18 protein-coding genes are annotated in these 23,630 nt (G+C 73.8%); 14 read left to right on the forward strand and 4 right to left on the reverse strand.

Annotated features, from left to right (window positions below; translation table 11 throughout):
• Positions 1-301: 301 nt before the first annotated feature.
• From ABZY91_RS35530 to ABZY91_RS35570, 9 genes are all read left to right on the forward strand, one after another.
• Positions 302-1,705, forward strand: a complete 1,404-nt coding sequence (locus tag ABZY91_RS35530) for a histidine kinase (RefSeq protein WP_329877467.1) — start codon at positions 302-304, stop codon at positions 1,703-1,705.
• The gene (locus tag ABZY91_RS35535; protein ID WP_329877469.1) at positions 1,657-2,322 is read left to right on the forward strand and encodes a response regulator transcription factor; all 666 of its coding nucleotides are present in this window, start codon (positions 1,657-1,659) and stop codon (positions 2,320-2,322) included. The genes ABZY91_RS35530 and ABZY91_RS35535 overlap by 49 nt, the downstream gene beginning before the upstream one ends.
• A gap of 195 nt (positions 2,323-2,517) precedes the next feature.
• Positions 2,518-4,212, forward strand: a complete 1,695-nt coding sequence (locus tag ABZY91_RS35540; RefSeq protein ID WP_355407556.1) for a DUF2637 domain-containing protein — start codon at positions 2,518-2,520, stop codon at positions 4,210-4,212.
• 181 nt (positions 4,213-4,393) lie between these two features.
• Positions 4,394-5,683, forward strand: coding sequence for an aldolase (locus ABZY91_RS35545; protein ID WP_355407558.1), 1,290 nt, complete (start codon positions 4,394-4,396; stop codon positions 5,681-5,683).
• A gap of 128 nt (positions 5,684-5,811) precedes the next feature.
• A complete protein-coding gene (locus ABZY91_RS35550) occupies positions 5,812-6,468 on the forward strand; it encodes a YigZ family protein (RefSeq protein ID WP_355407576.1) in 657 nt (218 codons plus the stop codon).
• A 208-nt stretch (positions 6,469-6,676) separates the two neighbouring features.
• Positions 6,677-6,991 carry a cupin domain-containing protein gene (locus ABZY91_RS35555; RefSeq protein ID WP_355407560.1) on the forward strand — a complete coding sequence of 105 codons (315 nt, stop codon included), beginning with the start codon at positions 6,677-6,679 and terminating at the stop codon, positions 6,989-6,991.
• A gap of 332 nt (positions 6,992-7,323) precedes the next feature.
• Positions 7,324-9,285 (forward strand): hypothetical protein, encoded by a 1,962-nt coding sequence (locus tag ABZY91_RS35560; RefSeq protein ID WP_355407562.1) that lies wholly within the window; start codon positions 7,324-7,326, stop codon positions 9,283-9,285.
• A 113-nt stretch (positions 9,286-9,398) separates the two neighbouring features.
• Positions 9,399-11,069 carry a restriction endonuclease gene (locus tag ABZY91_RS35565; RefSeq protein ID WP_355407564.1) on the forward strand — a complete coding sequence of 557 codons (1,671 nt, stop codon included), beginning with the start codon at positions 9,399-9,401 and terminating at the stop codon, positions 11,067-11,069.
• 236 nt (positions 11,070-11,305) lie between these two features.
• Entirely contained in the window at positions 11,306-12,106 is an 801-nt protein-coding gene (locus ABZY91_RS35570; RefSeq protein ID WP_329877478.1) for a ZIP family metal transporter, read from the forward strand.
• Between the two features lie 105 nt (positions 12,107-12,211).
• On the opposite strand, the gene ABZY91_RS35575 is transcribed toward ABZY91_RS35570, so the two are convergent.
• On the reverse strand, positions 12,212-13,138 hold the full coding sequence (locus ABZY91_RS35575; protein WP_355407566.1) for a LysR family transcriptional regulator: 927 nt from the start codon (positions 13,136-13,138) through the stop codon (positions 12,212-12,214).
• Between the two features lie 119 nt (positions 13,139-13,257).
• On the opposite strand from ABZY91_RS35575, the gene ABZY91_RS35580 reads away from it, so the two are divergent.
• Positions 13,258-14,196, forward strand: a complete 939-nt coding sequence (locus ABZY91_RS35580; protein ID WP_355407578.1) for an EamA family transporter — start codon at positions 13,258-13,260, stop codon at positions 14,194-14,196.
• Here the strand turns inward: ABZY91_RS35580 and ABZY91_RS35585 are convergent.
• Positions 14,090-14,746, reverse strand: a complete 657-nt coding sequence (locus ABZY91_RS35585) for a MarR family transcriptional regulator (RefSeq protein ID WP_355407568.1) — start codon at positions 14,744-14,746, stop codon at positions 14,090-14,092. The two genes, ABZY91_RS35580 and ABZY91_RS35585, sit on opposite strands and share 107 nt — an antisense overlap.
• 243 nt (positions 14,747-14,989) lie before the next feature.
• Between ABZY91_RS35585 and ABZY91_RS35590 the strand changes: the two genes are divergently transcribed.
• Positions 14,990-15,328, forward strand: a complete 339-nt coding sequence (locus ABZY91_RS35590; protein ID WP_329877485.1) for a DUF2218 domain-containing protein — start codon at positions 14,990-14,992, stop codon at positions 15,326-15,328.
• A 6-nt stretch (positions 15,329-15,334) separates the two neighbouring features.
• Here the strand turns inward: ABZY91_RS35590 and ABZY91_RS35595 are convergent, their stop codons facing one another.
• Both ABZY91_RS35595 and gabT read right to left on the reverse strand, forming a co-directional pair.
• Positions 15,335-16,198 (reverse strand): phosphatase PAP2 family protein, encoded by an 864-nt coding sequence (locus ABZY91_RS35595; protein ID WP_355407570.1) that lies wholly within the window; start codon positions 16,196-16,198, stop codon positions 15,335-15,337.
• A gap of 335 nt (positions 16,199-16,533) precedes the next feature.
• Positions 16,534-17,874 carry a 4-aminobutyrate--2-oxoglutarate transaminase gene (gene gabT / locus ABZY91_RS35600; RefSeq protein WP_329877488.1) on the reverse strand — a complete coding sequence of 447 codons (1,341 nt, stop codon included), beginning with the start codon at positions 17,872-17,874 and terminating at the stop codon, positions 16,534-16,536.
• 428 nt (positions 17,875-18,302) lie between these two features.
• On the opposite strand from gabT, the gene ABZY91_RS35605 reads away from it, so the two are divergent.
• From ABZY91_RS35605 to ABZY91_RS35615, 3 genes are all read left to right on the forward strand, one after another.
• Positions 18,303-20,213: an ATP-binding protein gene (locus tag ABZY91_RS35605; protein WP_355407572.1), complete on the forward strand. Its 1,911-nt coding sequence runs from the start codon at positions 18,303-18,305 to the stop codon at positions 20,211-20,213.
• A 158-nt stretch (positions 20,214-20,371) separates the two neighbouring features.
• Complete coding sequence (locus tag ABZY91_RS35610; RefSeq protein WP_355407574.1) at positions 20,372-21,937, forward strand: PucR family transcriptional regulator; 1,566 nt, start codon at positions 20,372-20,374, stop codon at positions 21,935-21,937.
• A gap of 147 nt (positions 21,938-22,084) precedes the next feature.
• Positions 22,085-23,527, forward strand: coding sequence for an aldehyde dehydrogenase family protein (locus tag ABZY91_RS35615; RefSeq protein WP_329952555.1), 1,443 nt, complete (start codon positions 22,085-22,087; stop codon positions 23,525-23,527).
• Positions 23,528-23,630: the final 103 nt, after the last annotated feature.

Here is a 23,630-nt window from a genome sequence, read left to right on the forward strand (position 1 = left end):
GCAGGGGGGACCCTGTGGGAGAGTAGGACGCCGCCGAACAATCATTGTGAAGAACCCCCGTCCGGGATACGGACGGGGGTTCTTTGCGTTTCCGGAGAAGTCGAGAGAAACCGAGAGAAGTCGACGGGAATTGCGGCGACGGACGGATCGTCACCCCCCCCACCACCAGGGGTGGACCTAGCACCACCCCGGATTCGGGGTAGGACGGCCCGTGCCCGGCCGGCGGTGGGACGGAAGACTTGACCACGGCGGTCGGAGTCGGCCGGCGACATCAGGACCAGCACCAGCACCAGGAGTACCCGTGACAGCAGAGAGTCGATTCAGCGGCGGCACCGTGCGCGCCCAGGCCGAGACTGCGCTGGCGTCGGGCGGCCGCGGGCTGGCGCGGCTCTCGGGGCTGGTCCTGGGCATGGCGCCGGTCGTCGTGCTGCCGGTCCTGGGGGCGTTCTTCGCGGGTGGCACCGCCGCCTGGGCCATGGAGAACTACTACCCCGGGGCTCTCTTCGCACTGGTCGCCGGGCTGACGGCGGGTGCCACGGTGGCGGGCCTCTTCGTCCGCCGGTGCGCGGACCGAACGCGGGCCCAGCTCGTCCGGTGGTACGGGATCCGGCTGCCGGTCGAGTACAGCCCCCGGCCGGCGCTGGAGGCGGACGAGCGCGGCCACTGGTGGACGGGCTACTCGTACCACCGGTCCCACTCCGTGGCGAGGCTGGCGCAGCTGCTGCACTGGTCGGCGCGGGACCGGGCGACGCGGTCGGAGATCCTCTGGCTGCTGGTCGGCCCGCTCGCGGTCGGTGCCATGGCGGCGATGGTGTCCGGACTGCTGGTCGCCGGGGTGGCGTACCTGATCAACGCGGTGGACGGCTACCAGGACTACGGGCCGGTGCCCACCGGCACGGTGCTGGCGTCGGTCCTGATCGGGCTGGCGCTGATCGGCCTCGCCGTGGTGGCGTCGCCGTACGCGGTGCGGGCCTACGCGGAGCTCGCACGCCGGGTCCTGGACCAGGACGGACGGGCCTCGCACGCCCAGCTGACCAAGCGGGTGGCGGAGCTGACCGAGACCCGGGCCGACGCCGTCGGCAGCCAGGCGGCCGAACTGCGCCGGATCGAGCAGGACCTGCACGACGGTGCGCAGGCCCGGCTGGTGGCGATCGGGATGACGCTGGGCACGATCGAGCACCTGATGGAGACCGATCCGAAGGCGGCGCGGGAGCTCCTCTCCGAGGCCAGGCAGTCCTCGGCCCGGGCGCTCCAGGAACTGCGGGACCTGGTCCGCGGCATCCACCCGCCGGTGCTTGCCGAGCGCGGCCTGGGTGACGCGGTCCGTGCGCTGGCACTGGACTCCGCGCTGCCGACCGAGGTCTGCGTCAGCCTGCCGGACCGCCCGCCGGCGCCGGTGGAGGCGACGGCGTACTTCAGCATCTGCGAGTTGCTGGCCAACGCGGCCAAGCATTCGGGTGCGGAACAGGTGTGGGTGGACATCATGTACCGGGCCGGGCGGCTGCGGGTGACCGTGACGGACGACGGGGTCGGTGTGGCGGATCCGGGGAGGGGGACCGGGCTGCGCGGGATCGAGCGCCGATTGGGTACCTTCGACGGTGTCCTCGCCATCGACAGCACGTCGGGCGGTCCGACCACCATCACCCTGGAGCTGCCGTGCGAGTTGTCCTCGCCGAGGACCTCTACCTCCTTCGCGAAGGTCTGATCCGGCTGCTGGAAGCGCACGGCTTCACCATCGCGGCGGCCGTCGAGACCGGCCCGGAACTGCTGGACGCCCTGCTGACGCACCGCCCGGACGTCGCCGTGGTCGACGTCCGGCTGCCGCCGACGCTCACCGACGAGGGACTTCAGGCGGCGCTCCAGGCGAGGAAGCGGATCCCGGGCCTGCCGGTGCTGGTGCTGTCGCAGCACGTCCAGCAGCTGTACGCGCGGGAGTTGCTGGCGGACGGCACCGGCGGGATCGGCTACCTGCTGAAGGACCGGGTCTTCAACGCCGACCAGTTCATCGACGGGGTCCGACGGGTGGCCGCCGGCGGTACGGCGATGGACCCGGACGTCATCGCCAAGCTGATGCAGAGCACGTCCCGGCGGCCGGGTCCGCTCCAGCGGCTCTCGCCGCGGGAGCGCGAGGTGCTGGAGCTGATGGCGGAGGGCTGTTCGAACTCCGCCATCGCCGCCCGGCTGGTGGTGAGCGACGGTGCGGTGGCGAAGCACATCGCCAACATCTTCACCAAGCTGGAGCTCGCCCCGGCCGAGGACGCCAACCGCCGGGTCATGGCGGTGCTCGCCTACCTCAACGGGTCGGCCGAGCGGACCGGCTGACAGATCGCCCGTTCCCCCGGACGCGAGCCGGTGCCGGAGGTGACACTCCGGGCTGCGGAAACGCTGAAACAGGTGTACGAGTAAACTCCGGTGGGCCGAGCCCGGAGGTTGCTCAGCCCCGGCACCCCGACAAGCGGGAACCGGTAGCCGGGGCAGCGTACGGCCGCAGCCGACATCCAGGGGTTGATTGACGTTATGGCACGCCCATCGCTCACCAAGGCCCACCGTGGCCTGCTCGGCGTCGTGGCCGCCGGGGCCTGCCTCATCTCCGGCATCGGCTTCGCCGGGTCGTACAGCGCCGTGCGGGACCTGGCCGCGGAGAAGGGCTTCGGCAGCTTCTCCTACGCGTTCCCCATCGGTGTGGACGCCGGCATCGTGGTCCTGCTCGCGCTGGACCTGGTGCTGACCTGGCTGCGCATACCCTTCCCCCTGCTGCGGCAGACCGCCTGGCTGCTGACCGTCGCCACCATCGCCTTCAACGCCGCCGCCTCCTGGGGCGACCCGCTCGGCATGGGGATGCACGCGGTCATCCCGGTGCTGTTCGTCGTCGTGGTCGAGGCCTCCCGGCACGCCGTCGGGCGGATCGCCGCGATCACCGCGGACCGGCACATGGAGTCGGTCCGGCTGATGCGCTGGGTGCTCTCCCCGGTGCCGACCTTCCGGCTCTGGCGTCGGATGAAGCTCTGGGAGCTGCGCTCGTACGACGAGGTCGTGCGGTTGGAGCAGAACCGGCTCGTCTACCGGGCACAGCTGCGCTTCCGGTACGGGCGCGGCTGGCGCCGCTCGGCGCCGATCCAGGCACTGCTGCCGCTCAAGCTGGCCAAGTACGGGGTTCCGCTCGATCTGGCGGTGCTCGACGGGTTGGACGAGGAGGGGCGGACGGTGAGCGAGGTGCCGGCGTCCCGAGAGGTCCACGAGGTTCACGGGGTCCACGACGGCCGCGCGGCGGGTGCGCTCGCGCCGGCCGCCGTCCAGAACGGGCCGCAGGCTGACGCGTCGGCCGCGCTCCGGGGCGGAGCTCCGGCCGGACCGCAGGCCGCGGTGCCGGCGGCGGCGCAACCGCAGGCCCACGACCCGCAGCCGGAGCAGTCCGGTCGGGCCGGGGTGCAGCGGGCGCCGCAGCAGCAGGCCCAGGAGGCCAGGCCGCAGGCCGAGCCCGTGGCGGCCCCGGTCTCGGCGGCCCCTTCCGGGGTGGCGCCGATGCCGGCGGAGGTGGCCGCGCCGATGCTGGCCAAGCTCGCCGCGGTGCGGTTGCGGGCGGTTCAGGAACCGGAGGGGGAGGAGCAGCAGACCCCGCCGCAGCCCCGTGAGGAGCTGAACGTCTGGACCGAGCGGGCGGTGCGGACCACGGGTCACCAGGACGACGGCGCGCCGGGCGGCCGGGTGCCCGGCCAGGCCTCGCCGTGGTTCAAGCCGCCGCGTCCGACGGAGTCCGAGCCGGAGCCGCAGCCGGTCGCCGCCGCTGCGCAGGGTGGGTCGGCCGCGGCGCCGTACGCCGGGCAGGCCGGCCGGACCGGTTACGCCGACGAGGCCGAGTACCCCGAGCAGGACGGCTACGTCGAGCAGGCCGAGTACGCGGAGAGCGTCGCGGAGCAGGGCTATGCGCCGGAGTTCCAGGAGGATCCCGCCTTCGACGGGCCGGCGGAGCCTCCGATCGGCCCCGTGCCGCGTCCGGGCTCGTACCGGCTGGACCCGGAGGTCGTGTACGCGGCCCTGGTCAGCTACATCGACACCTTCGAGAACCAGCCCGATCCGCAGCGGCTGGCCGACTGGCTGACCAGGGAGTACGGCGTGATCGGCAACCGTGCGGACGGGTCGGTGCACCCGAAGGAGGTCGCCGAGCTCATCCCGGAGCTGCGTGACCGCTACGCGGCCTCGGGGCGGGACTGACCCCGCCGCCGGCCGCCCGCCTCCCACGAGGCGAGTCCCCCGTTCCCCGTCACCCGATCGCCGGTCCGCCGTCCGGCCGGCCATTGACGCCCGACCCGGGCCGGTCTACCTTCACCTCAACAAACTGTTGAAGCGCCGGCCTGGCACGGGCCCCGCGCGCATGCCGGCGTGAGGAGTACGGATGTCGCAGGTCGAGGTGGGCGGTACCGGGCCGACGGGCGGAGCCGCGTTCTCCGCCGCCGCCCGCACCGCGGTGGAAGCGTTGCTCGCCCCGGTCGACGCCGACCTGGCCCGCCGCTACCCGGGTGACCCGGGCACCCGTCAGCCGGTCCACACCGTCTACGTCCCGGCCGACGCCTTCGCCGCCGACACCGTGCGGACGTGGGGCCGGCAGGCGCTGGAGGTCTTCGACACCCACGCCGGTACCCCGGCCGAGCTGGCCCGGGCGCTCGGCGTGGCGGACGACGCGCTGCTCGCCGACGTGCACGCCCGGGTCCGGGCCAAGCTGGAACGCGAGCCGGTCGAGGACCTGCGGATCGACTTCGAGGACGGCTACGGCGCACGCCCCGACGCGGAGGAGGACGCCGCCGCCGTCCGGGCCGCCGAGCTGGTCGCCTCGGCGGTGGCGGACGGAAGCGCACCGCCGTACGTCGGCATCCGGATCAAGTGCATGGAAGCGGCCGTCCGCGACCGGGGGATCCGCACGCTGGAGCTCTTCCTCGGCACCCTGCTCGCGCACGGCGGCCTGCCCGGGGGGCTGGTGCTGACCCTGCCCAAGGTGACCTACGCCGAGCAGGTCACCGCCCTGGTCCGACTGCTGGCCGACTTCGAGCACGCCGCCGGACTGCCGGCCGGGCGGATCGGCTTCGAGATCCAGATCGAGACCACCCAGGCGATCCTCGGCCCGGACGGGCGGGCCACCGTCGCCCGGATGATCGAGGCGGCCGGTGGCCGGGCCACCGGCCTGCACTACGGGACCTTCGACTACAGCGCCTCCTGCGGGGTCGGCGCCGCGTACCAGAGCCTGGACCACCCGGTCGCCGACCACGCCAAGGCGGTGATGCAGGTGGCCGCCGCCGGCACCGGGGTCCGGCTCTCGGACGGGTCCACCAACGTGATCCCGACGGGCTCCACCGCACAGGTGCACGCCGCCTGGAAGCTCCACCACGACCTGGTCCGCCGTTCGCTGGCCCGGGCCTACTACCAGGGCTGGGACATGCACCCGGCGCACCTGCCGACCCGCTACGCCGCCGTCTACTCCTTCTACCGCGAGGGTGTGGCCGCCGCCGGTGCCCGGTTGGCCGCCTACGTCGCCAAGGCGGGCGGCGACGTGATGGACGAGCCGGCCACCGCGCGGGCCCTCAGCGGCCACCTGCTGCGCGGGCTGGACTGCGGTGCGGTCGACCTCGGCGAGGTCGCCGCGGCGACCGGCCTGGACCGGGCCCGGCTGGAGGCGCTGGCCGGTCGCTGACCGGGCCCGGCCCGGGGCCGGTGACGAGGCGGCCGGCCGGTGGCCGGGGGTTAGGCTGGCTGAGCCGCCCGGACCGCTCGTCCGGGATGCGCGCCAGCCTCGTCGTCCTCCGGGAGAACCACCGCGCCATGTCCGCCACGCCGGAGCCGACCCCCAGGCAATACCTCACCGTCCGGGGCGCGGGCAGCCACGAGACCGAGATCAAGAAGTCGCGGTTCATCTGCCACCTCGCCCGGGTCGCCGACGAGGAGGAGGCCCAGGCGTTCATCGCCGGCATCCGTCGGCAGTACTGGGACGCCCGGCACAACTGCACCGCCTTCGTCGTCGGCGAGGAGCAGCGCCGCGAGCGCTCCAGCGACGACGGCGAGCCCGGCGGGACGGCCGGTGTGCCGATGCTGGAGGTGTTGCGCCGGCGCGGGGTCACCGACACGGCCGCCGTCGTGACCAGGTACTTCGGCGGGATCAAGCTGGGCGCCGGCGGTCTGGTGCGGGCGTACGGCGGCGCGGTGTCGGAGGCGCTGGACGAGGTCGGACTGCTGGAGCGGCGGCCGGTCGCGCTGCTGGCCGTGACGGCCGACCACACCCGGGCCGGGCGGGTCGAGAACGACCTGCGGGCGGCCGGTTACACGGTGAGCGACCTCGGCTACGGGGCCGCCGGGGTGCGGATCGAGGTCGGTGTGCCGGAACCGGAGGTCGGGGCGTTCCACACCTGGCTGGCCGAGGCGACCGGCGGCACGGCGGTCGCGGTGGCGGCGGGCCGGACGTTCGTCGAGGTGCCGGTCTGAGCCGCTGATCCCGGGAGGGCAGCGGAGCGGAGGAGAGGCGGGGCACACATCCGGCGTGCGGTGCGCCCTCGCACACCCCCGACGGGCGGGGCTGTTCGGTCGTGCCGGTTCCGGACGAGTTTTCGGACAGATCCGGACCGACCGGTTTCGAGCCCGGTGCGCCCTGTCTAGCCTGGTCGGATCCGCCGACCAGGGAACCGAGGCCGCGATGCCCGTCGTCCAGACCATCACACTGGCCCCGGGGGACGGCACCGGCTGGCACTTCCACCCGGGCCGGGTCGACGTCGTGGTGCTGTCCGGGACGCTCACCCGTACCCTGCACGACGGACGGATCGAGGTCAGCCACGCCGGGGACTCGTTGGTCGAGCTGGGCGGGCCAGCGTACATCCACGTCGGTCACAACCGCGGGACCGTGCCCGTCGTCCTGGTCGCCACCTACGAGGCGCCGGAGGGGTGCCCGCTGGCCGTGTCGGTCACGGAGCCGGAGTGGATCCGGAGCGGTGCGGAGCGCTGCGAGGACTGAGCCCGGAGACCTCACCCAACCCCGGCCGGACCCCGGGCCGGACGCCCGGCCGGAGGAGTCGTCGGGACTGGAGCAGATCGCCGCCGACCATGCGGGGCGGCTTGAGCAGATTCACTCGAACGTATTGACGTGGCCCGGAGTCGGAACTTCCGCTCCGGGTCATGGCGTTTCCTGGGCAACGTCCGGCGAACCGGACCAATGACCCATCGATGGAGGACACCGGACCCCACCACCGCCTTCACGGAGGTACGCGCATGACCTCGGACCGCTTTCCGTCGTCGCCCGCCCATGCCGGTCCCCCCGGCTCCAGAGGCCCCGCGACGCCCTACCGGATGACCGTCACCACCGCGCTCCCGCACGCCGAAGCCGTTGCCCTGGCCGACCGGCACCTCGCCGACTGGCTGAAACAGGAGGGGTGCGAGGAACCCCCGTCCGTCGCACCCACGCCCGTCGTCACTCCGTCGGCCACCTTCTCCGCCCGTCCGCCCGTCCTCTCACCCGACGTACCCGCCTCGACCGACGTACCCGCCGCGGACAGACCCGGGCGCGGCCCGGTGGCCGAACGCCTCCGGCTCGGCGACCGCGTCCTGCTCGACCGGGACAGCGGCTCGCTCCGCCCCGGATTCCTCCCGGCCACCGGCCCCGGGGCGGGCCCGGGCCGGGACCCGGACACCGGCCGTTACGACCGCCGCCGGCTCCGCACACCCGCTCCGCACGGGACCGGCCAGCTCACCCTCACCGTCGCGACCGGCCCCGCAGGACCGACCTGGGTCCGGCTGGAGGCCGAGACGCACACCACCGACAGCGGTGTACGGACGCCCTGCCGGGTCCCCGTGCCCGAACTCGCCCGCACCCTGCTCCCGCTCCTGGACGCCGCCGACGGGCCGGTCGCCGTCCAGACCGTGCCACGGGTACTCACCGTGACAGGGGTCGACGACCTGATCGACGAACTCTGCGACCCCGACCGCCGGATGCCCACCGTGGTGGCCAGCGTCCCGGTCGGCCACTCCGTCGGCGAGTGGATGGCGGAGGTGGTCGGCCCGCTCAGTGACCAGTTGCCGGGGCTGGCCACCGTGTACGTCCTCGACCCTGGCGCCCGGACCAGGTTCAACGTCGCGCTGGAGCACCACGCCGTCTACGGCGGCGCGGTGCGCACCTACCTGCCCGAGGTCGACCCGGCCTCCCGGCAGGACGGCGCGCGGCACCCCGTACTGGCGAGGCGCCGGATCGAGGAGGACCTCCGCCGGGCCGCGGGACTGCTGGCCCGCGAGCCTCGCCGGATCGCCGCCGAGCTGCCGCTGCCACCCGTCCTGGCCGCCGTCCCGGTCCTCAGGGTCGTCCCGTCCTCGCCCCGACCTGCCACCCGGAGCCGGAGCCGGACCGAGAACCAGGCTCCGGCGTCGTACTCGGCCCCGGCCCCGACGGGGTCGCCGGGACACCCGTCCGGAACCTCGTCCGGCTCCCCGTCCGGAACCTCGTCGGACCGGGTCGCTGCCGGCCCGGACGCCGTCGCCGGGGCCGAGTCGGCGGCCCGCGCCCACGAGGAGCGGCAGGACCTCGCCGAGCAGCAGGCCCGGGCCGACGAACTGGAGCGGGTCCGGCACAGCCTGCGCCGCGAGCGCCGTCGCGCAGGCCGGGGGCGTGCGCCGTCCGGCCGCCTCTGCACCTTCCCCACCATTCCCGGCGGAGCGACCGGACCGGCGCCGGTCGCCGCGGGTGCCGGTTCACCGACTTCACGCGGGTGCCCGCCGCCCGCTCCCGCCGGCGCCGGGCGGCGCTCCGGCCGACGGGCCGCGCCGACCGACACCCCCGCCACCTTCACCGAGCTGATGGCCCGGCTGGGCGAGTTCCCGCTGCTCACCTTCACCGGCGACCAGAAGGCCGCCATCGCCCTCGACGAACTGCGCTGCACCGGCACCGGCTGGGCCCGGCTCACCTGGGACGGCCTGACGGCGCTCCAGGAGTACGCCGAGGCCGCCGTACGCGGCCGGGCCGGCGGTGACTTCAAGCAGTGGTGCGAGCGCACCCCGGCCGGCTGTCACCGCTTCCCGCCCCGCAAGGCGGTGCGCGGGGAGTCCCGGACGGTGTTCAGCCACACCAAGTGGAAACGCGAACGGATGCTGCCGGTGCCCGAGTGCGTCGACGCCTCGCGGCGCGCGTTCATGGGTGCCCACCTGCGGATCGGCGGCGGTCGCACCGCGCCCAGGCTGCACTACCTCGACGACTGCTCGGGCAGTGGCCGGATCTATGTCGGCTACATCGGCCTGCACCTGACCAACACCCGCACCAACTGAGAGGCTTGGCTGACCGGTGCGTCCGTTCGGTGGACAATGTCCGGCAGGGGCCGACCTCGGGGTCGCCGGATGCCCCGGGCAGGCGCCGGACGAGCATGGGGGAACGACCACCGATGCAGTACTCAGCAGACGGCCAGTCCGACGGTGCGCTCACGGCCCCCCGACCGGGCTTCCTGGCCTCGGTCTTCCGCGACCTCGGGGTCGACGGGCCGGACGGGGACGGCCGGCCCGACAGCCCCGCCGGTGCCGCCGCCGACACGGGACCGGGCGGTGCGCCGCCGGGCCCCGCACCTGACGACCCGTACGGCGCGGGCGGTGACGAGGCCGTCGCCGCGCACGCCCGCGCCGCCGCGCTGACGCACCACCGCACGCTCACCGTCCAGGCCGAGCACGAACGGCTGGCCGACCTGCTGCGGCGGGCCGCCCTGCCCGTCTCGGCCATGGACTTCGAGAGCCAGCTGCGCCGCTACGAGCCGCGGCCCTACCCCTCCGACGGTCCCGCGGCCGGGCCGGGCGAGGACCCGGAACCGCGCTGGGAGGACTTCGCCCCCGTCGGACCGCCGGCCGCCGACCCCGACGAGGCCCCGTCCCGCCGGTTGCTGGACTCCGGCTACCAGCGCGAGCTGGCCCAGGCCCGGCTCACCCACCAGCGCACCCTGCGCGAGTGGCGTACCCGGCGGGCCGAGTCCGGCAGCCCGGCCCTGGACGGGCAGCGGCGGGCCCACGAGGAGTCCGAGCAGGCCCGGGCGCGCGCGGTCCGCGAGTACAACGAGTCGCTGGAGGAGTGCCGCCGGGCGTACCGGCTGGCCGAGCCGGCCGCCGTCGAGTCGCTGCTGGAGCGGGCGCTCGCCTCGGCCGAGACCGCGACCCAGGACCTGCCCGCGCCCTGCCGGGCCGTCTACCGTCCGCTGACCCGGACCGCCGTGCTCGACCTCGACCTGCCGTCCCTCGACGTCGCGCCCTCGCTGGCCGGCTACCGGCTCGGTGCCGACGGCGAGATCCTCCCGGTGCCGCGCCCGCCCGCCGACCGGGCCGCCGACTACCTGCGCCTGGTCGCCAGGCTGGCGCTGCGCGCGCTCCAGGCCGCCGACGCGGTCGACACCGACGAGATACTGGCCGGCGTCGTGCTCAACGGCTGGCTGCGCGAGCCGGGTACGGCCGAGCCGCACTGCCTGCTGAGCGTGGACGCCGACCGGGACGCGCTGGCCCGCACCAGGCTGCTGCCGCCGGCCGACCCCGACGAGGAACCGGACGGCGAGGGCGTCTACGCGGACGCCGAACAGGACGAGGCCCTCGTCCGGTTGCGCAGGCTGGGCGCGGCCGTCACCCCCGACCCGTACGCCCGGGTGGTCGTCGAACCGGCCGCACTGGCGGCCGCCGCCGTGCCGGCCGCACCGGACCTCTCGGGCAACGAGTTCGCCCAGCTGGTCCGTGAACTGCTCACCCGGGGCGGGCTGGCGCAGTGGAGCGTCCGGCTGCGCGGCCGGGCCGGGCTGGTCGCCACCGGTGAGGGACCGGCCGGCAGCGCGCTGCCCGGCCGCTGGGTGGTCTGGGCCTCCCGCAGCGCGGACGCGGTGGGTGAGGAGGAGATCCGGACGCTGGCGGAAGCGGTCCGGGAGGAGTCGGCCGAGCGCGGGCTCCGGCTGACCACCGGCCGGTTCACCGACGGCGCGCTCGACCTCACGGGTGAGGACGGGCACCGGCACATCCACCTGGTCGACGGCGAGGGCGTCCGCGAGCTGGCCCGCACCCACCTCGGCCTGCCGCTCGCCGCGGGGCTCTGAGCAGGACGGGCCCCGCACGGCGGCTCACCCTGACGGACCGTCCGGCGGGCGCCGCCCGGTGGCCCGCGTGAGGCTGGGGGCACGGGCGTCCGGGTGAACCGGGGCCCGGCCGAATGGCGGCACCCGGCGTCGGACGGGTTCGCGAGACCGACCGGCACCGGCCGGTGGTCGGCCCGGGGACGGGCGGGACACGGGGGAGAGGGTATGGACAGACGGTCCGCCACGGCGGAGGAGCGGTGACCGCGATCCTGGTCGCGGCGGGGGCGTTCCTGATGACGCTGCTGGGCGGCTGGGTCGCCCAGCGCACCGGGGACCGCCGCCACCTGGTGCTCGGCTTCGCCGCCGGGCTGATGCTCGGCGTGGTGGCCTTCGACCTGCTCCCGGAGGCGCTGCACCAGGCACCCGAGGAGTTCCACGGGGTGCCGCAGGCGCTGCTGATGTTCGCGGCCGGCTTCCTGACCATCCACATCGTCGAGCGGGCGGTCGCCATTCACCGCGGCCACGAGGACGAGTACGCCGAGCACACCCACGGCCAGCGGTCCGTGTCCGGCCACGCGCACGGCCACTCCCACGGCCGCACCCGGTCCGGCCTCGACGGACAGCAGGGCGTGGGCCTCACCGCGGCGCTCGCCCTGGTCGGCCACAGCCTGATGGACGGCTTCGCGATCGGCGCGGCCTTCCAGGCCGGCACCACGGTCGGGACGGTGGTGGCGATCGCCGTGGTCGCGCACGACTTCGCCGACGGCTTCAACACCTACACGCTGACCCGGCTCTACGGGAACGACCGACGGCGGGCACTGACGCTGCTCGCGGCGGACGCGATCGCGCCGGTGACGGGGGCGGCGATCACCCTGCTGTTCACCATCTCCGAGCACGTGCTCGGCCTCTACCTCGGGTTCTTCGCCGGCTTCCTGCTCTACCTGGCGACCTCCGACATCCTCCCCGAGGCACACAGCCCGCACCCCTCGCGCTCCACGCTGCTCTGCACCCTCGTCGGTGTGGGCTTCATGTGGCTGGTGATCGGCTTCGCCGGCTGACGGCGGGGCCGCCGGTGCCAGGGTGCCCGTCAGGCCGTCACCTCCCGGCCGCGGTCACCTCCCGGCCGCGGTCACCTCCCGGCCGCGGTCACCTCCCGGCCGCGGTCACCTCCCGGCCGCGGTCACTTCTCGGTCGCGGGCGGCCCACCGCGCCTGCAGCGCGCCCAGGGCCTCGGTGATCGCCGGGCGCCGCGAGGCCTGCGAGCGCCAGAGCGCGAACACCCGCCGGGCAGGCTCCGGGACCACCGGCCGTGCGACCACGCCCGACGGCAGCACGCCCCGGCCCAGTCGGGGCACCAGACCGACGCCGAGCCCCGCCGCGATCAGCGCGATCTGGGTCTCGAACTCGCCGACCCGGTAGTGGACGTCGGGCTCCTCACCGGCCTCCCGCAGCGTCCGGACCAGCCAGTCGTGGCAGATATTGCCGGGCGGCACGCTGATCCAGCGCTGCTCGCGGAGCCGGCCCACCGGCACCACCGAGAGTCCGGCCAGCGGATGGCCGGCGGGAAGCAGCAGGTCCACCGGGTCGGGGCCGAGATCCAGCCGGGAGAGTCCCTCCTGCACCGGCAACGGCACCGTCGGCCAGTCCTGGACCAGCGCCAGGTCCACCTCGCCGCGGGCCACCAGATCGGCGGCCGGGTAGGGATCGCTCTCCAGCAGCCGCACGTCCAGGTCCGGGCACCGCGTGCGCAGATCGGAAAGCACCCCTGGCATCAGCCCCCGGGCGCCGGTGGCGAACGCGGCCACCATCAGCCGCCCGACCGCCTGGCCGCGTTGCTCCTCCAGCCGCACCTCGGCCCGTTCCACCAGGCCCAGCACCGCCTGTGCGGTGGCGGCCAGCTCGCGCGCGGCGTCCGTCAGCACCACCCCGCGGCCCTGACGTTCCAGCAGCACCGTCCTGGTCTCCCGCTCCAGCTTGGCGATCTGCTGCGAGACGGCGGACGGGGTGAACCCGAGGGCCGCCGCCGCCCCGCCGACCGAACCGTGCACGGCCACCGCGTGCAGCGCCCGCAGGCGCCCCAGATCCATCATGGGTCCATCATGCAGCAACGCTTAAGCATGGCCTTCAGTACTCATCGCTGGTGCTGCACGATGACGGCGGTCATCCTCGATCCATGAGCGCAACCCCGCAGGCCGTCCCCGGCGCCGGCATGAGCCCGCGCCACATCGCCCTGGCCGTCCTGGTGGCCGCCGTCTGGGGCCTCAACTTCGTCCTCATCCACGTCGGCCTGCAGAACTTCCCGCCCCTGCTCTTCTGCGCGCTGCGGTTCGCCGTGGTCGCCCTCCCGGCGATCTTCTTCATCGGCCCGCCCAGGGTCGCCGTGCGGTGGGTGCTCGCCGTCGGCCTGGTGCTCGGGGTGGTCAAGTTCGGTCTGCTCTTCCTGGGCATGCACGCCGGGATGCCGGCCGGCCTCTCCTCCCTGGTGCTCCAGGGGCAGGCCGTCTTCACCGCGCTGTTCGCTGCCGTCCTGCTGGGCGAACGGCCCGGCGGGCGGCGGCTGACCGGGCTGGCGGTCGCGCTCGCCGGGATCGGACTGAGCGCCGTCGACCGCGGCGTCGGCGGACCGGTCGGCGCGTTCGTCCTGGTCGTCCTCGCCGCGACCGCCTGGGGTCTCTCCAACGTGCTGACCCGCAAGGCCGCCCCGCCCGACGCGCTGCGCTGGATGGTCTGGGTCAGCGCCGTCCCGCCGCTGCCACTGCTCGGCCTCTCGCTGCTGGTCGAGGGACCGGAGGCCGACCTGCGCGCGCTGCGCGAGATCACCCCGGCCGGACTGGGCGCGATCGGCTACGTCGGGCTGGTCTCCACCCTGTTCGGGTTCGTCGCCTGGAGCTACCTCCTGCGCAGCTACGACGCCACCGCGGTCGCGCCCTACTCGCTGCTGGTGCCGGTGTTCGGGATGTCCTCGGCCTGGCTGCTGCTCGGAGAACCGGTCAGTCCCCTGGCCGGCGCCGCCGCGCTGCTGGTGATCGCCGGGATCGGGATCACCGCCCTGCGCCCGGGGACGGTCGGCACGGCGGCGTGGTGGCCGCGTACGCGGCCTCGGCGGTCCGAAGTGCCCGCAGCAGCACGTCCTGGTCGGCGGGGCTGACCGGACCGAAGTACTCCTGGGCCACCTCGTGCCGGACCTGGCCGATCTGCTCCACCGCCGACCGGCCGGCCGCGGTCAGCACGATCCGTACGGCGCGGCGGTCGGCGGGGTCCGGGGCCCGCTCGACCATTCCCGCCTCCTCCAGCGCGTCGACCACGGTGGTGGCCGAGCGGGGGGCGATGTGCAGCCGGTCGGCGAGATCGCTCAGGCGCATCGCCCGGCCGGGCAGCTCGCAGCCGGGCGCGTGCGCCAGGGCCCGCAGGGCGCGGCCCTGGCCGGGGGTGATGCCGTAGGGCTCCAGCCGCTCGCTGGTGCGGCGGCGGATCCGCTTGATCGCCCGGGTCATCGCGTCGGCCAGCTCGGCGGCGGTGTCGGCGGCGGCGCGCGCTTCGGTGGCGTTCGCCTCGCCGGAGCCCGCTTCCCCGGGAGCGTCTTCCCCGGGGAGAGTCTCCTCGCGCTTCGCTTCCTCGGGATTCGTTTCCTCGGGATTCGCGCCGGTGTTCGGAACGGGGGAGGAGCTCGCCGCGTCGTCGGTCGGCGTGGTGGTCATGGGCGGATCTCCTCGGCAGGTGTTCGGCCAAGGGTATCGGCCGCCTCGGGCGCGGGACCGGGGTCGAAGGAGGCCGGGGCCAGGACAGAGGGTCGCTCCGGAACCGGGCGGGAGCCGTCCGAGGGCAGGTCGGGAGCCGGTTGCGGACCGCGGGCCGAAATATGTTGAGCCAGGCTCAGTATCTGGGTTAGCGTAGCCCGAGTGAGGGCGACCTAAGTTCCCTCCCCGCACCTTGGAGAGCCAATGCCCCGCTCCGAAGCACGCGTCGCCACCGACCGTTCCGCCCGCTACGCCAAGCAGCTCGCCGCTCACATGGGCCGCAAGATCCAGGCCGACTGGTCCGAGGAGACCGGCCGCGGCACCCTCACCTTCGGTCTGGGCACCGCCACGCTGGAGGCCACCCCCGACGCACTGCTGCTCGCGGTCGAGGGTGAGACCGCGAACCTTCCGGGCCTGGAGGACGTGGTCGGACGCCACCTGGTCCGCTTCGGCGCCCGCGACGAGCTGGTCGTCGAGTGGCGGCGCGACAACGGCGAGACCGGCCTCGTCCACCGGAACGACGAGGAGCCGGCCGAGAGCTGAGCCCCGTCAGCGGCCCGCCGGGGAGCCGGGACCACCCGGTCGACGGCGGGCCGGGAGCCACCGGGCGAGGGCCAGGAGGACCAGCCCGCCCAGGCACCAGCTGGCCACCACGTCCAGCAGCCAGTGATAGTCGCTCCACACCAGCCCCAGCCCCACGCCCGCCGACAGGAGGGCCGCCCCCTCCGCCAGTCGGCGCCGCGAGCGCGGCCCGGCCGTCCGGGCCAGCAGCAGCGCCGCCACCCCGTACGCGAGCGTCGCGGTGGCAGTGTGCCCGGACGGGTACCAGCCCCACTGGTCGGCCGCCAGCGGCAGCCCGAACGGGCCGGGCCGCGCGAACCACGCCTTCGCCGGGACCACCAGCAGCGGGATCAGCCCGGCCGTCAGCACCGCGACCACGCCCGGCAACCACCAGCGTGACACCCCCGCGAGGCGATCCCGCCAGGCGGCCACGGCCCCGCCGAGGAACAGCACCGGCACTGCCACGGCGCCGCCGCCCAGGTCGGACAGTGCCTTGCCGAGATGGTTGAGCAGGGTGCTGTGCAGCTCGTGCCGGGTCTCCCGGACGGCGCTCCGCGCCCAGCGGTCCAGTCCGAGCAGCGGGCCGTCCACCGCCACCTGCCAGGACACCGCCACCAGCACCACCGCGAGCAGCACCGGCACCGCCGGACGGCCGAGGACGCGGGACAGCCGCCCCGGAGCAGGGGGGAGAGCTCCGGGGCGGCTCTGATGATCGCCGTTCCGTGCGTCCCGGGGGGTGTGGGTCGGACGGTCGGTCGATCGGCCTTCGGTGTGTGCCGCCCCGGGGGGGACGGCCTGGTTGTCCTCGCGGCCGGCGTACGGAACCGCCAGTGGCTGGGGCTCGCTGTCCATCTGTGATGACACTACGTCAAGGTCCTTGCACGGCCGAGGAGCTTCAGCGATTCCGCACACCATCTTCACCGCCCCGCAGCCGGCGCCACACGGGGTCCGCATCGGGGTCCGCATCGCCGTTCGAACCGGTGGGCGCACCGGGGTCGCGCGGGGCGGCGCCGAGCCCGGATGCCTGCTCGACCGGCCCGTCCGGCCCGTCCGGCGAAACCGATCGGCCCGCGGGGACGGGCGTCCCCACGGGCCGATCAGCGCTGTCCGGACATCCCTCCGGCGGGTATCGTGCGGCGCCCCTGTACGGCGCCCGGGGCACTGCGGTGCCGTCGACGGCGAGAACCTCAGACGGCGGCGAAAGCGCCCTCGATGATGTCCAGGCCCTCGTTCAGCAGGTGCTCCGGCATGACCAGCGGCGGCAGGAAACGCAGCACGTTGCCGTAGGTGCCGGCGGTCAGCACCACCAGGCCCTCCGCGTGGCACGCCTTGGCGACGGCCGCGGTGACCTCGGCGTTCGCCTCCTTGGTGCCCGGCTTCACCAGCTCGACCGCGACCATCGCGCCGCGGCCGCGGACCTCGCCGATGACGTCGAACTTCTCCTGCATCGCCCGCAGGCGGCCCAGCATGATCTCGCCGATCCGCTGCGCCTTGCCGTTGAGGTCCTGCTCCTTCATGGTCTCGATGGCGCCCAGCGCGGCGGCGCAGGCCACCGGGTTGCCGCCGTAGGTGCCGCCCAGGCCACCCGCGTGCGCGGCGTCCATGATCTCGGCGCGACCGGTCACCGCGGCCAGCGGCAGACCGCCGGCGATGCCCTTCGCGGTGGTGATCAGGTCCGGCACGATGCCCTCGTCGTCACACGCGAACCACTGGCCGGTGCGGCAGAAGCCGGTCTGGATCTCGTCCGCGACGAAGACGATGCCGTTGTCCTTGGCGAACTCCACGATCGCCGGCAGGAAACCCTTGGCCGGCTCGATGAAGCCGCCCTCGCCCTGGATCGGCTCGATGATGATCGCGGCGACGTTCTCGGCACCGATCTGCTTGGTGATGATCTCGATCGCCTGCGCGGCCGCCTCGGCGGCGCAGTTCTCGGCACCGGTCAGCCAGCGGTACGGGTAGGCCACCGGCACCCGGTAGATCTCCGGGGCGAACGGGCCGAAGCCCTGCTTGTACGGCATGTTCTTCGCCGTCAGACCCATGGTCAGGTTGGTGCGGCCGTGGTAACCGTGGTCGAACACCACGACGGCGGTGCGCTTGGTGTACGCGCGGGCGATCTTCACCGCGTTCTCGACGGCCTCGGCACCCGAGTTGAACAGCGCGGTGCGCTTGTCGTGGTCGCCCGGGGTCAGCTCGTTGAGCTGCTCGGCCACGGCGACGTAGCCCTCGTACGGGGTCACCATGAAACAGGTGTGCGTGAAGGCGGCCAGCTGCTCGGACGCCTTGGCCACCACGGCCTCGGCGCTGTTGCCGACGTTGGTCACGGCGATACCGGAGCCGAAGTCGATCAGCGAGTTGCCGTCCACGTCCTCCAGCACGCCACCGTTGGCACGGGACACGTACACCGGCAGGGTGGTGCCGACGCCGGCCGCCACCGCACCCAGCTTGCGGGCCTGCAGCTCCTGCGACTTCGGACCGGGGATCGCGGTGACCAGGCGGCGCTCCTGCGGGAGCGGCGTTGCGGCGCTCATGGGTTTCTCCAGACTTCTCGGCTCGGTGCTTCGCAGGCTACGGCGGGCCTCCCCGGCCGGGCATGCGCCACTCGGTAGCACTGCGCCGTCCGACTTGTCCGGCGCGGCCAGCGCGGGCGACGCGACTACCGGCGGCCCGCACTCCACTACATTGAGCGCGGGCGTGTCGCCGGGGCGGCGGCATGGGTATGGCGGCACCGACGGCGGTCGGGCCGGCGGGCGAGGGAGCGGGGCCGTACATGGGACCGGACGGGGCACAGAACCACGGCGAGCGGACCACCGCCACCCCCTTCACCCCCATGCCCCGCCCACGGCCCCCGGCCCAGCTCCCCTTCGACCTCCCCACCTGGGTCGCCGCCCCCCGCCCCGAAGCCGCCCCGGGCATCTTCCGCCAGGGGCACCGGCAGCTCGACCCCGAACGGGCGGAAGTGGCGAAGGTGCCCACTGGGCCTTTGTTGTGGCGGGCGTTGTTGAACGTCGTTGCGACGGTCATCACCTACTACGTCGGCACCGTGGTGTTGATGTATGCGGCGGGGTTCTTCCTCCGCTGGTTCGACGGGACATCGCCGGAGCAGTTCGATGTGGTCCAAATACTCATCAATATCGTCACCATCGGCTGTGCTGCTGCGGTCTTCTGGCGGACAGGGCGATGGCAGGAGGTGGGACGGCGATTCCTCACCCGAGCAGGCTGGCGCCAGAACATCGCCCCAGTACTCGCCCGCGCTGTCACACACGAGGGGTCCGGGCCGGTCAAGTCCGTCGACGAGACCGGGCCGCTGCCCACGGTCGATCCCTGGGCCGTTCAGCGAGTGAGTGGTGCCGTGGCGGCTGCTGAGCGGTTGGACCGAGCGATGGTGGGCGACGTCGACTTCGTGCGGATTCAGCGGGCCTGGGAATCGGCTCAGGCGGATCCCGCCTATGTTCCGGCTTTTGTGGAACAGGTGATGGAGCGGGGAGCGGCGGCGTTCAGCCACCCCTCGGAAAATCGCGACCTGCCTGGCCGCGCGGCCAGGCACGACCTGCTGCTGCAGCAGGTGCGACTGGGCACGACGCAGGATGTGCCGAAGAACCCCCAGGCGTTTCGTGCCACGGGCTTTGCCCTGGACCCGACCGTGCTGGGCTCGTCACTTCTCGCCGTCGGCCCCGCTGGTACCGGCAAGACGACGAGGCTGGCCCGGCCGGCAGCTGAGGCGTTGTGCCTTCAAGCGCTCGCGGGGACAGCCTGTGCCGTGGTGATCGGGGCCGCGGATTCCGAACTCGGCCCCGATTCCTGGTACGACGTGGTGATCGCACCGGGCGACCCGGGGAGCACCTATGGACTTGACCTTTACGGGGCCACTCAGGATCCCGACGAGGCTGCGGCCAGGTTGGCGGACGCGCTCCTTCCGGACGAACTGATCGCCCGGGCGGAGAGCACCAGGATGGCCCTCCAGCAGGTTGTCGGGCCATTCCACGCGGCCTATGGCCGCTACCCCGGGGTACGCGATCTGCGATCGCTGCTCACGGGCGACGTGGACGCGACCGAGGCATTGACCAAGGCATTGCGGGAAGCTGGCCGACTCGCGACTTACGAACGCGATCTCGAACATCGCAGGCAGCAGCAGGGTCGGGCGGAGGACCCGGGAACACTACTGGCCGACCGGTTGGCACTGCTGGACCGTCCAGCCTTCGAAGGCGCCTTCCTGACCGACGGTACCGGGCGGCCGCCTTTTGCAATGAGGGCCCTTGACCACCCGCTGCGAGTGCGGGTGAAGCTTCCTGAGCGCAGCCACCCGGAGGCGGCGCGGATCTTGTCCCGGCTGGTGGTCGGTCAGTTCGTCCTGGCGGCGATCTCCCGCCAGGACCGTTCACTGTTCGCCGGTCTGGTGGTGGACGACGCCTCCGCGGCTTTGGACGCCAATACCGTTCGTGGCCTGCAGCGGATGCGCGGAGCCAATGCCGGAGCAGTGCTGCTGCTCCGGACGTTGATGGACTTGCCGGAGGCACTTCGGGCCCCGTTGTTTGGCGCGGTCGGCTGTCGGATGGTCTTCCCCGGCATTGCGCCGTGGGACGGGAAGTTCTTCTCCGAAGCCTGGGGTACTCACGTGATCCATGAACGGGTCGTCACGCATTCCCCGCAAACGGAGGGCGGTGCGGTTCGGCGGGCCGGGCGGTTGGGGCGGAAGGCGCTGTCGGGGACGACGGCGCAGACCGAGTCGGTGACGACGCGGGAAGTGGAGCGGTTGCGGTGGTCGCCGTCGGATCTGGCGCACGCGCTGCCGGCGGGGCACGCGGTGGTGTCGCTGACGGCGGTGTCGGGGGAGCAGGTGCCACCGCTGCTGGTGGATCTGCGGGGGTGAAGTGGGGATGAAGTGGGGATGAAGCTCGCCTTCGAGGAGGATTCGGCAGTGCGGCTTGTCCGGGGCGTCCATAATGAGAGGAGGGAGTTCCCGAGAACCCTCAGCCCTCTTCTCGCCCGGCCGCAACGGCGCGGTCGGGTCGTTCCCCCGAAGGTGCCATGCCCCCCACACTTGCCTCCGTCGTTCGCAACACCTCGCTCCATCTGACGGTCCTCGCCGGTGCGGACCACCTGGAGCGGCCGGTCCGCTGGGTGCACACCAGCGAGCTGGACGACCCGACGCCGTTCCTGGAGGGTGGCGAGCTGCTGCTCACCACCGGTATCAAGCTGGGCCGGACCGCCGCCCGGTTGCAGGCGTACGTGCACCGTCTGGCGGACGCCGGGGTGGTGGGGCTGGGGCTCGGTGTCGGGTTGTCGCACGCCGAGGTGCCGCAGCCGCTGGTGGAGGCGGCCGCGCAGCGCGGGCTGCCGCTGTTGCGGGTGCCGGAGCCGACGCCGTTCATCGCGATCAGCAAGGTGGTCTCGGCGGCGCTGGCCGCGGAGCAGTACGAGGCGGTGACCACCAGCTTCGAGGCGCAGGAGGAGCTGACCCGGGCGGCGCTGGGCAAGGACGGTACGACCGCGGTGGTGCGGCGCCTGGCGGCCCGGCTGGGTGGCTGGGCGGCGCTGTACGACGGGTCGGGTGCGCTGTCGGTGGTGGCGCCGGACTGGGCGGCGCGCCGCGCGGGCCGGCTGGCGGCCGAGGTGGACCGGCTGCGGCGGCGGCCGGCGCCGTCGAGTGCGGCCCTGCAGGGGCGGTCGCCGGGGATCGACACGGCGGACGAGGACTACGTGGTGGTCCAGTCGCTGGGCGCGGACCGGCGGGCGCGCGGGTTCCTGGCGGTGGGCACCGAGGACCGGATCACCCCGACCGAGCGTTACGTGCTGAACGCGGCGGTGGCGTTGCTGACGCTGACCCTGGAGCGGTCGCGGGAGCTGCGGCAGGCCGAGGAGAAGATGGGCGCGGCGCTGCTGCGGATGGTGCTGGCCGGCGAGGTGGCGACCGCCCGGCAGGTGGCGGCGGGGCTGTTCGGCGGGCTGCCGGAGGGGACGGTCCGGGTGCTGGTGGCCGGGGCCGGCCAGGGGGTGGACGCCGGGGAGGCGCTGGGCGAGCTGGGGGACCGGGCGGAGCAGGCCGGGGCGCGGGTGGCGGAGAAGCTGCTGGTGGCGCGGGAGGAGGGGGCGCACGGGTCTCGGTTGATGGTGCTGGCGCTGGACAACGGCGCGGTGCACCGGGCGTGCCTGGGCACGGTGGAGGAGCACGAGGGCCTGTCGCTGGGCGTCTCGGCGCCGGCCGCGCTGGAGGACGCGGGGACGGCGCACGCGCAGGCGGAGCGGGCGCTGGCGGTGGCGTTGCGGGGTGGGCGGCGTTCGGTGGACCACGAGGAGGTCGGCGCGGGGTCGCTGCTGCCGCTGCTCGGGGAGGACGCCGTGACGGCTTTCGCGGAGGGCCTGTTGCGGCCGTTGCGCGATCACGACCGGACGGCGCGCGGTGACCTGGTGGCCTCGTTGCGGGCCTGGCTGTCCCGGCACGGGCAGTGGGACGCGGCGGCGGCCGATCTCGGTGTGCACCGGCACACGCTGCGGTACCGGATGCGGCGGGTCGAGGAGCTGCTCGGGCGGTCGCTGGACGACACGGACGTCCGGATGGAGCTCTGGCTGGCGCTTCGCTCGGGCGAGGAGTAGCCGCGGCGCCGCTGGACGCGGTGGAGTGGCCGCGGGGGTGAACGCTACGCCGTGGCCAATCCGGTCGGCGCGCCCACGCCCCTACCCTCGATTCTGGCTCCACGTCCGTGGGGCCCTGAGGATGACGAGGGAAGGGCCGGTACCACGGTGACCACCACGTACGATTTCTGGCTGGCCGGCCGCCGGGCGAGCGGCGACGCCGACTTCGAGGTGCACAACAGCTGGGACGGCCGTCTGGTCGGCAGGGTGAGCATCCCCACCGAGGCGCAGGTCGAGGAGGCGCTGGACGCCGCCGTGGCCGCGCTGCCGGTGTTCGCCGCGACCCCCGCGCACGTGCGGTCCGCCGCGCTGGACCACGTGGCCCGGCGGCTGGCCGAGCGTACGGAGGAGATCGCCCAGCTGATCACCGCCGAGAACGGCAAGCCGATCAAGTGGGCCCGTGGTGAGGTCGGCCGCGCCGTCTCCGTCTTCCGCTGGGCCGCCGAGGAGGCCCGCCGTACCAACGGCGAGACCATGCGGCTGGACACCGACCCGGGCGGCGTGGGCCGTTTCGCGGTGGTGCGCCGCTTCCCGCGCGGTGTGGTGCTGGGCATCGCGCCGTTCAACTTCCCGCTGAACCTGGTGGCGCACAAGGTGGCCCCGGCGATCGCGGTCGGCGCGCCGATCATCCTCAAGCCGGCCCCGGCGACTCCGCTCTCCGCGATGGTGCTGGGCGAGATCCTGGCCGAGACCGACCTGCCGGCCGGTTCCTGGAGCGTTCTGCCGGTGCCGAACGACCGGATGCCGGCGCTGGTGCAGGACCCGCGCCTGCCGGTGATCTCGTTCACCGGTTCGGACACGGTCGGCTACCAGATCATGGACTCGGTGCCGCGCAAGCACACCACCCTGGAGCTGGGCGGCAACGCGGCGGCCGTGGTGCTCGCCGACTGGTCCTCCGAGGCGGACCTGGACTGGGCGGCCACCCGGATCGCGATGTTCGCGAACTACCAGGGCGGCCAGTCCTGCATCTCGGTGCAGCGGGTGATCGCCGACGCGTCCGTCTACGACGCGCTGGTGGAGAAGGTCGTCGCCAAGGTCGCGGCGCAGGTCACCGGTGACCCGAACGACGACGCGACCGACGTCGGTCCGCTGGTCGACGAGAACGCGGCCCGGCGGGTCGAGTCCTGGGTGGACGACGCGGTCGCCAAGGGGGCCAAGCTGCTCGTCGGTGGCACCCGTGAGGGCGCGACGTACGCCCCGACCGTGCTGGCGGAGATGCCGGCCGACGCGATCCTGGCCAAGGCCGAGGTGTTCGGCCCGGTCCTGTCGCTGCACCGGGTGGAGGGCACCGACGAGGCGTTCGCCGCCGTCAACGACTCGCTGTTCGGCCTGCAGGCGGGTGTGTTCACCCATGACCTGCAGACCGCCTTCCGGGCCCACCGGGAGCTGGAGGTCGGCGGTGTGATCATCGGCGACGCGCCGTCCTACCGCGCCGACCAGATGCCGTACGGGGGCGTCAAGGACTCCGGCGTCGGCCGTGAGGGCGTCAAGTACGCGATGGACGACTACACCGTCGAGAAGGTCATGGTCCTCACCGGTCTCGACCTCTGACCTGACCTGACGACCCGACCTGACCGACCGGTCCGGTCCGGTCCGGACGTGGGGGGGGGGGGGGGGCGGGCGGCGCGCCGCGGGGGGGGGCGCGCAGGCCGGA

Source organism: Kitasatospora sp. NPDC002965 (assembly GCF_040611255.1).
Lineage (GTDB): Bacteria > Actinomycetota > Actinomycetes > Streptomycetales > Streptomycetaceae > Kitasatospora.

What these genes read in the sequence shown, in the direction of transcription:
- ABZY91_RS35585 (WP_355407568.1), bottom strand. Translation starts at nt 14,746, where the DNA reads ATGACCACCACGCCGACCGACGACGCGGCGAGCTCCTCCCCCGTTCCG.
- ABZY91_RS35555 (WP_355407560.1), top strand. Translation starts at nt 6,677, where the DNA reads ATGCCCGTCGTCCAGACCATCACACTGGCCCCGGGGGACGGCACCGGC.
- ABZY91_RS35550 (WP_355407576.1), top strand. Translation starts at nt 5,812, where the DNA reads ATGTCCGCCACGCCGGAGCCGACCCCCAGGCAATACCTCACCGTCCGG.
- gabT (WP_329877488.1), bottom strand. Translation starts at nt 17,874, where the DNA reads ATGAGCGCCGCAACGCCGCTCCCGCAGGAGCGCCGCCTGGTCACCGCG.
- ABZY91_RS35545 (WP_355407558.1), top strand. Translation starts at nt 4,394, where the DNA reads ATGTCGCAGGTCGAGGTGGGCGGTACCGGGCCGACGGGCGGAGCCGCG.
- ABZY91_RS35595 (WP_355407570.1), bottom strand. Translation starts at nt 16,198, where the DNA reads ATGGACAGCGAGCCCCAGCCACTGGCGGTTCCGTACGCCGGCCGCGAG.
- ABZY91_RS35580 (WP_355407578.1), top strand. Translation starts at nt 13,258, where the DNA reads ATGAGCCCGCGCCACATCGCCCTGGCCGTCCTGGTGGCCGCCGTCTGG.
- ABZY91_RS35610 (WP_355407574.1), top strand. Translation starts at nt 20,372, where the DNA reads ATGCCCCCCACACTTGCCTCCGTCGTTCGCAACACCTCGCTCCATCTG.
- ABZY91_RS35540 (WP_355407556.1), top strand. Translation starts at nt 2,518, where the DNA reads ATGGCACGCCCATCGCTCACCAAGGCCCACCGTGGCCTGCTCGGCGTC.
- ABZY91_RS35565 (WP_355407564.1), top strand. Translation starts at nt 9,399, where the DNA reads ATGCAGTACTCAGCAGACGGCCAGTCCGACGGTGCGCTCACGGCCCCC.
- ABZY91_RS35590 (WP_329877485.1), top strand. Translation starts at nt 14,990, where the DNA reads ATGCCCCGCTCCGAAGCACGCGTCGCCACCGACCGTTCCGCCCGCTAC.
- ABZY91_RS35560 (WP_355407562.1), top strand. Translation starts at nt 7,324, where the DNA reads ATGACCGTCACCACCGCGCTCCCGCACGCCGAAGCCGTTGCCCTGGCC.
- ABZY91_RS35575 (WP_355407566.1), bottom strand. Translation starts at nt 13,138, where the DNA reads ATGATGGATCTGGGGCGCCTGCGGGCGCTGCACGCGGTGGCCGTGCAC.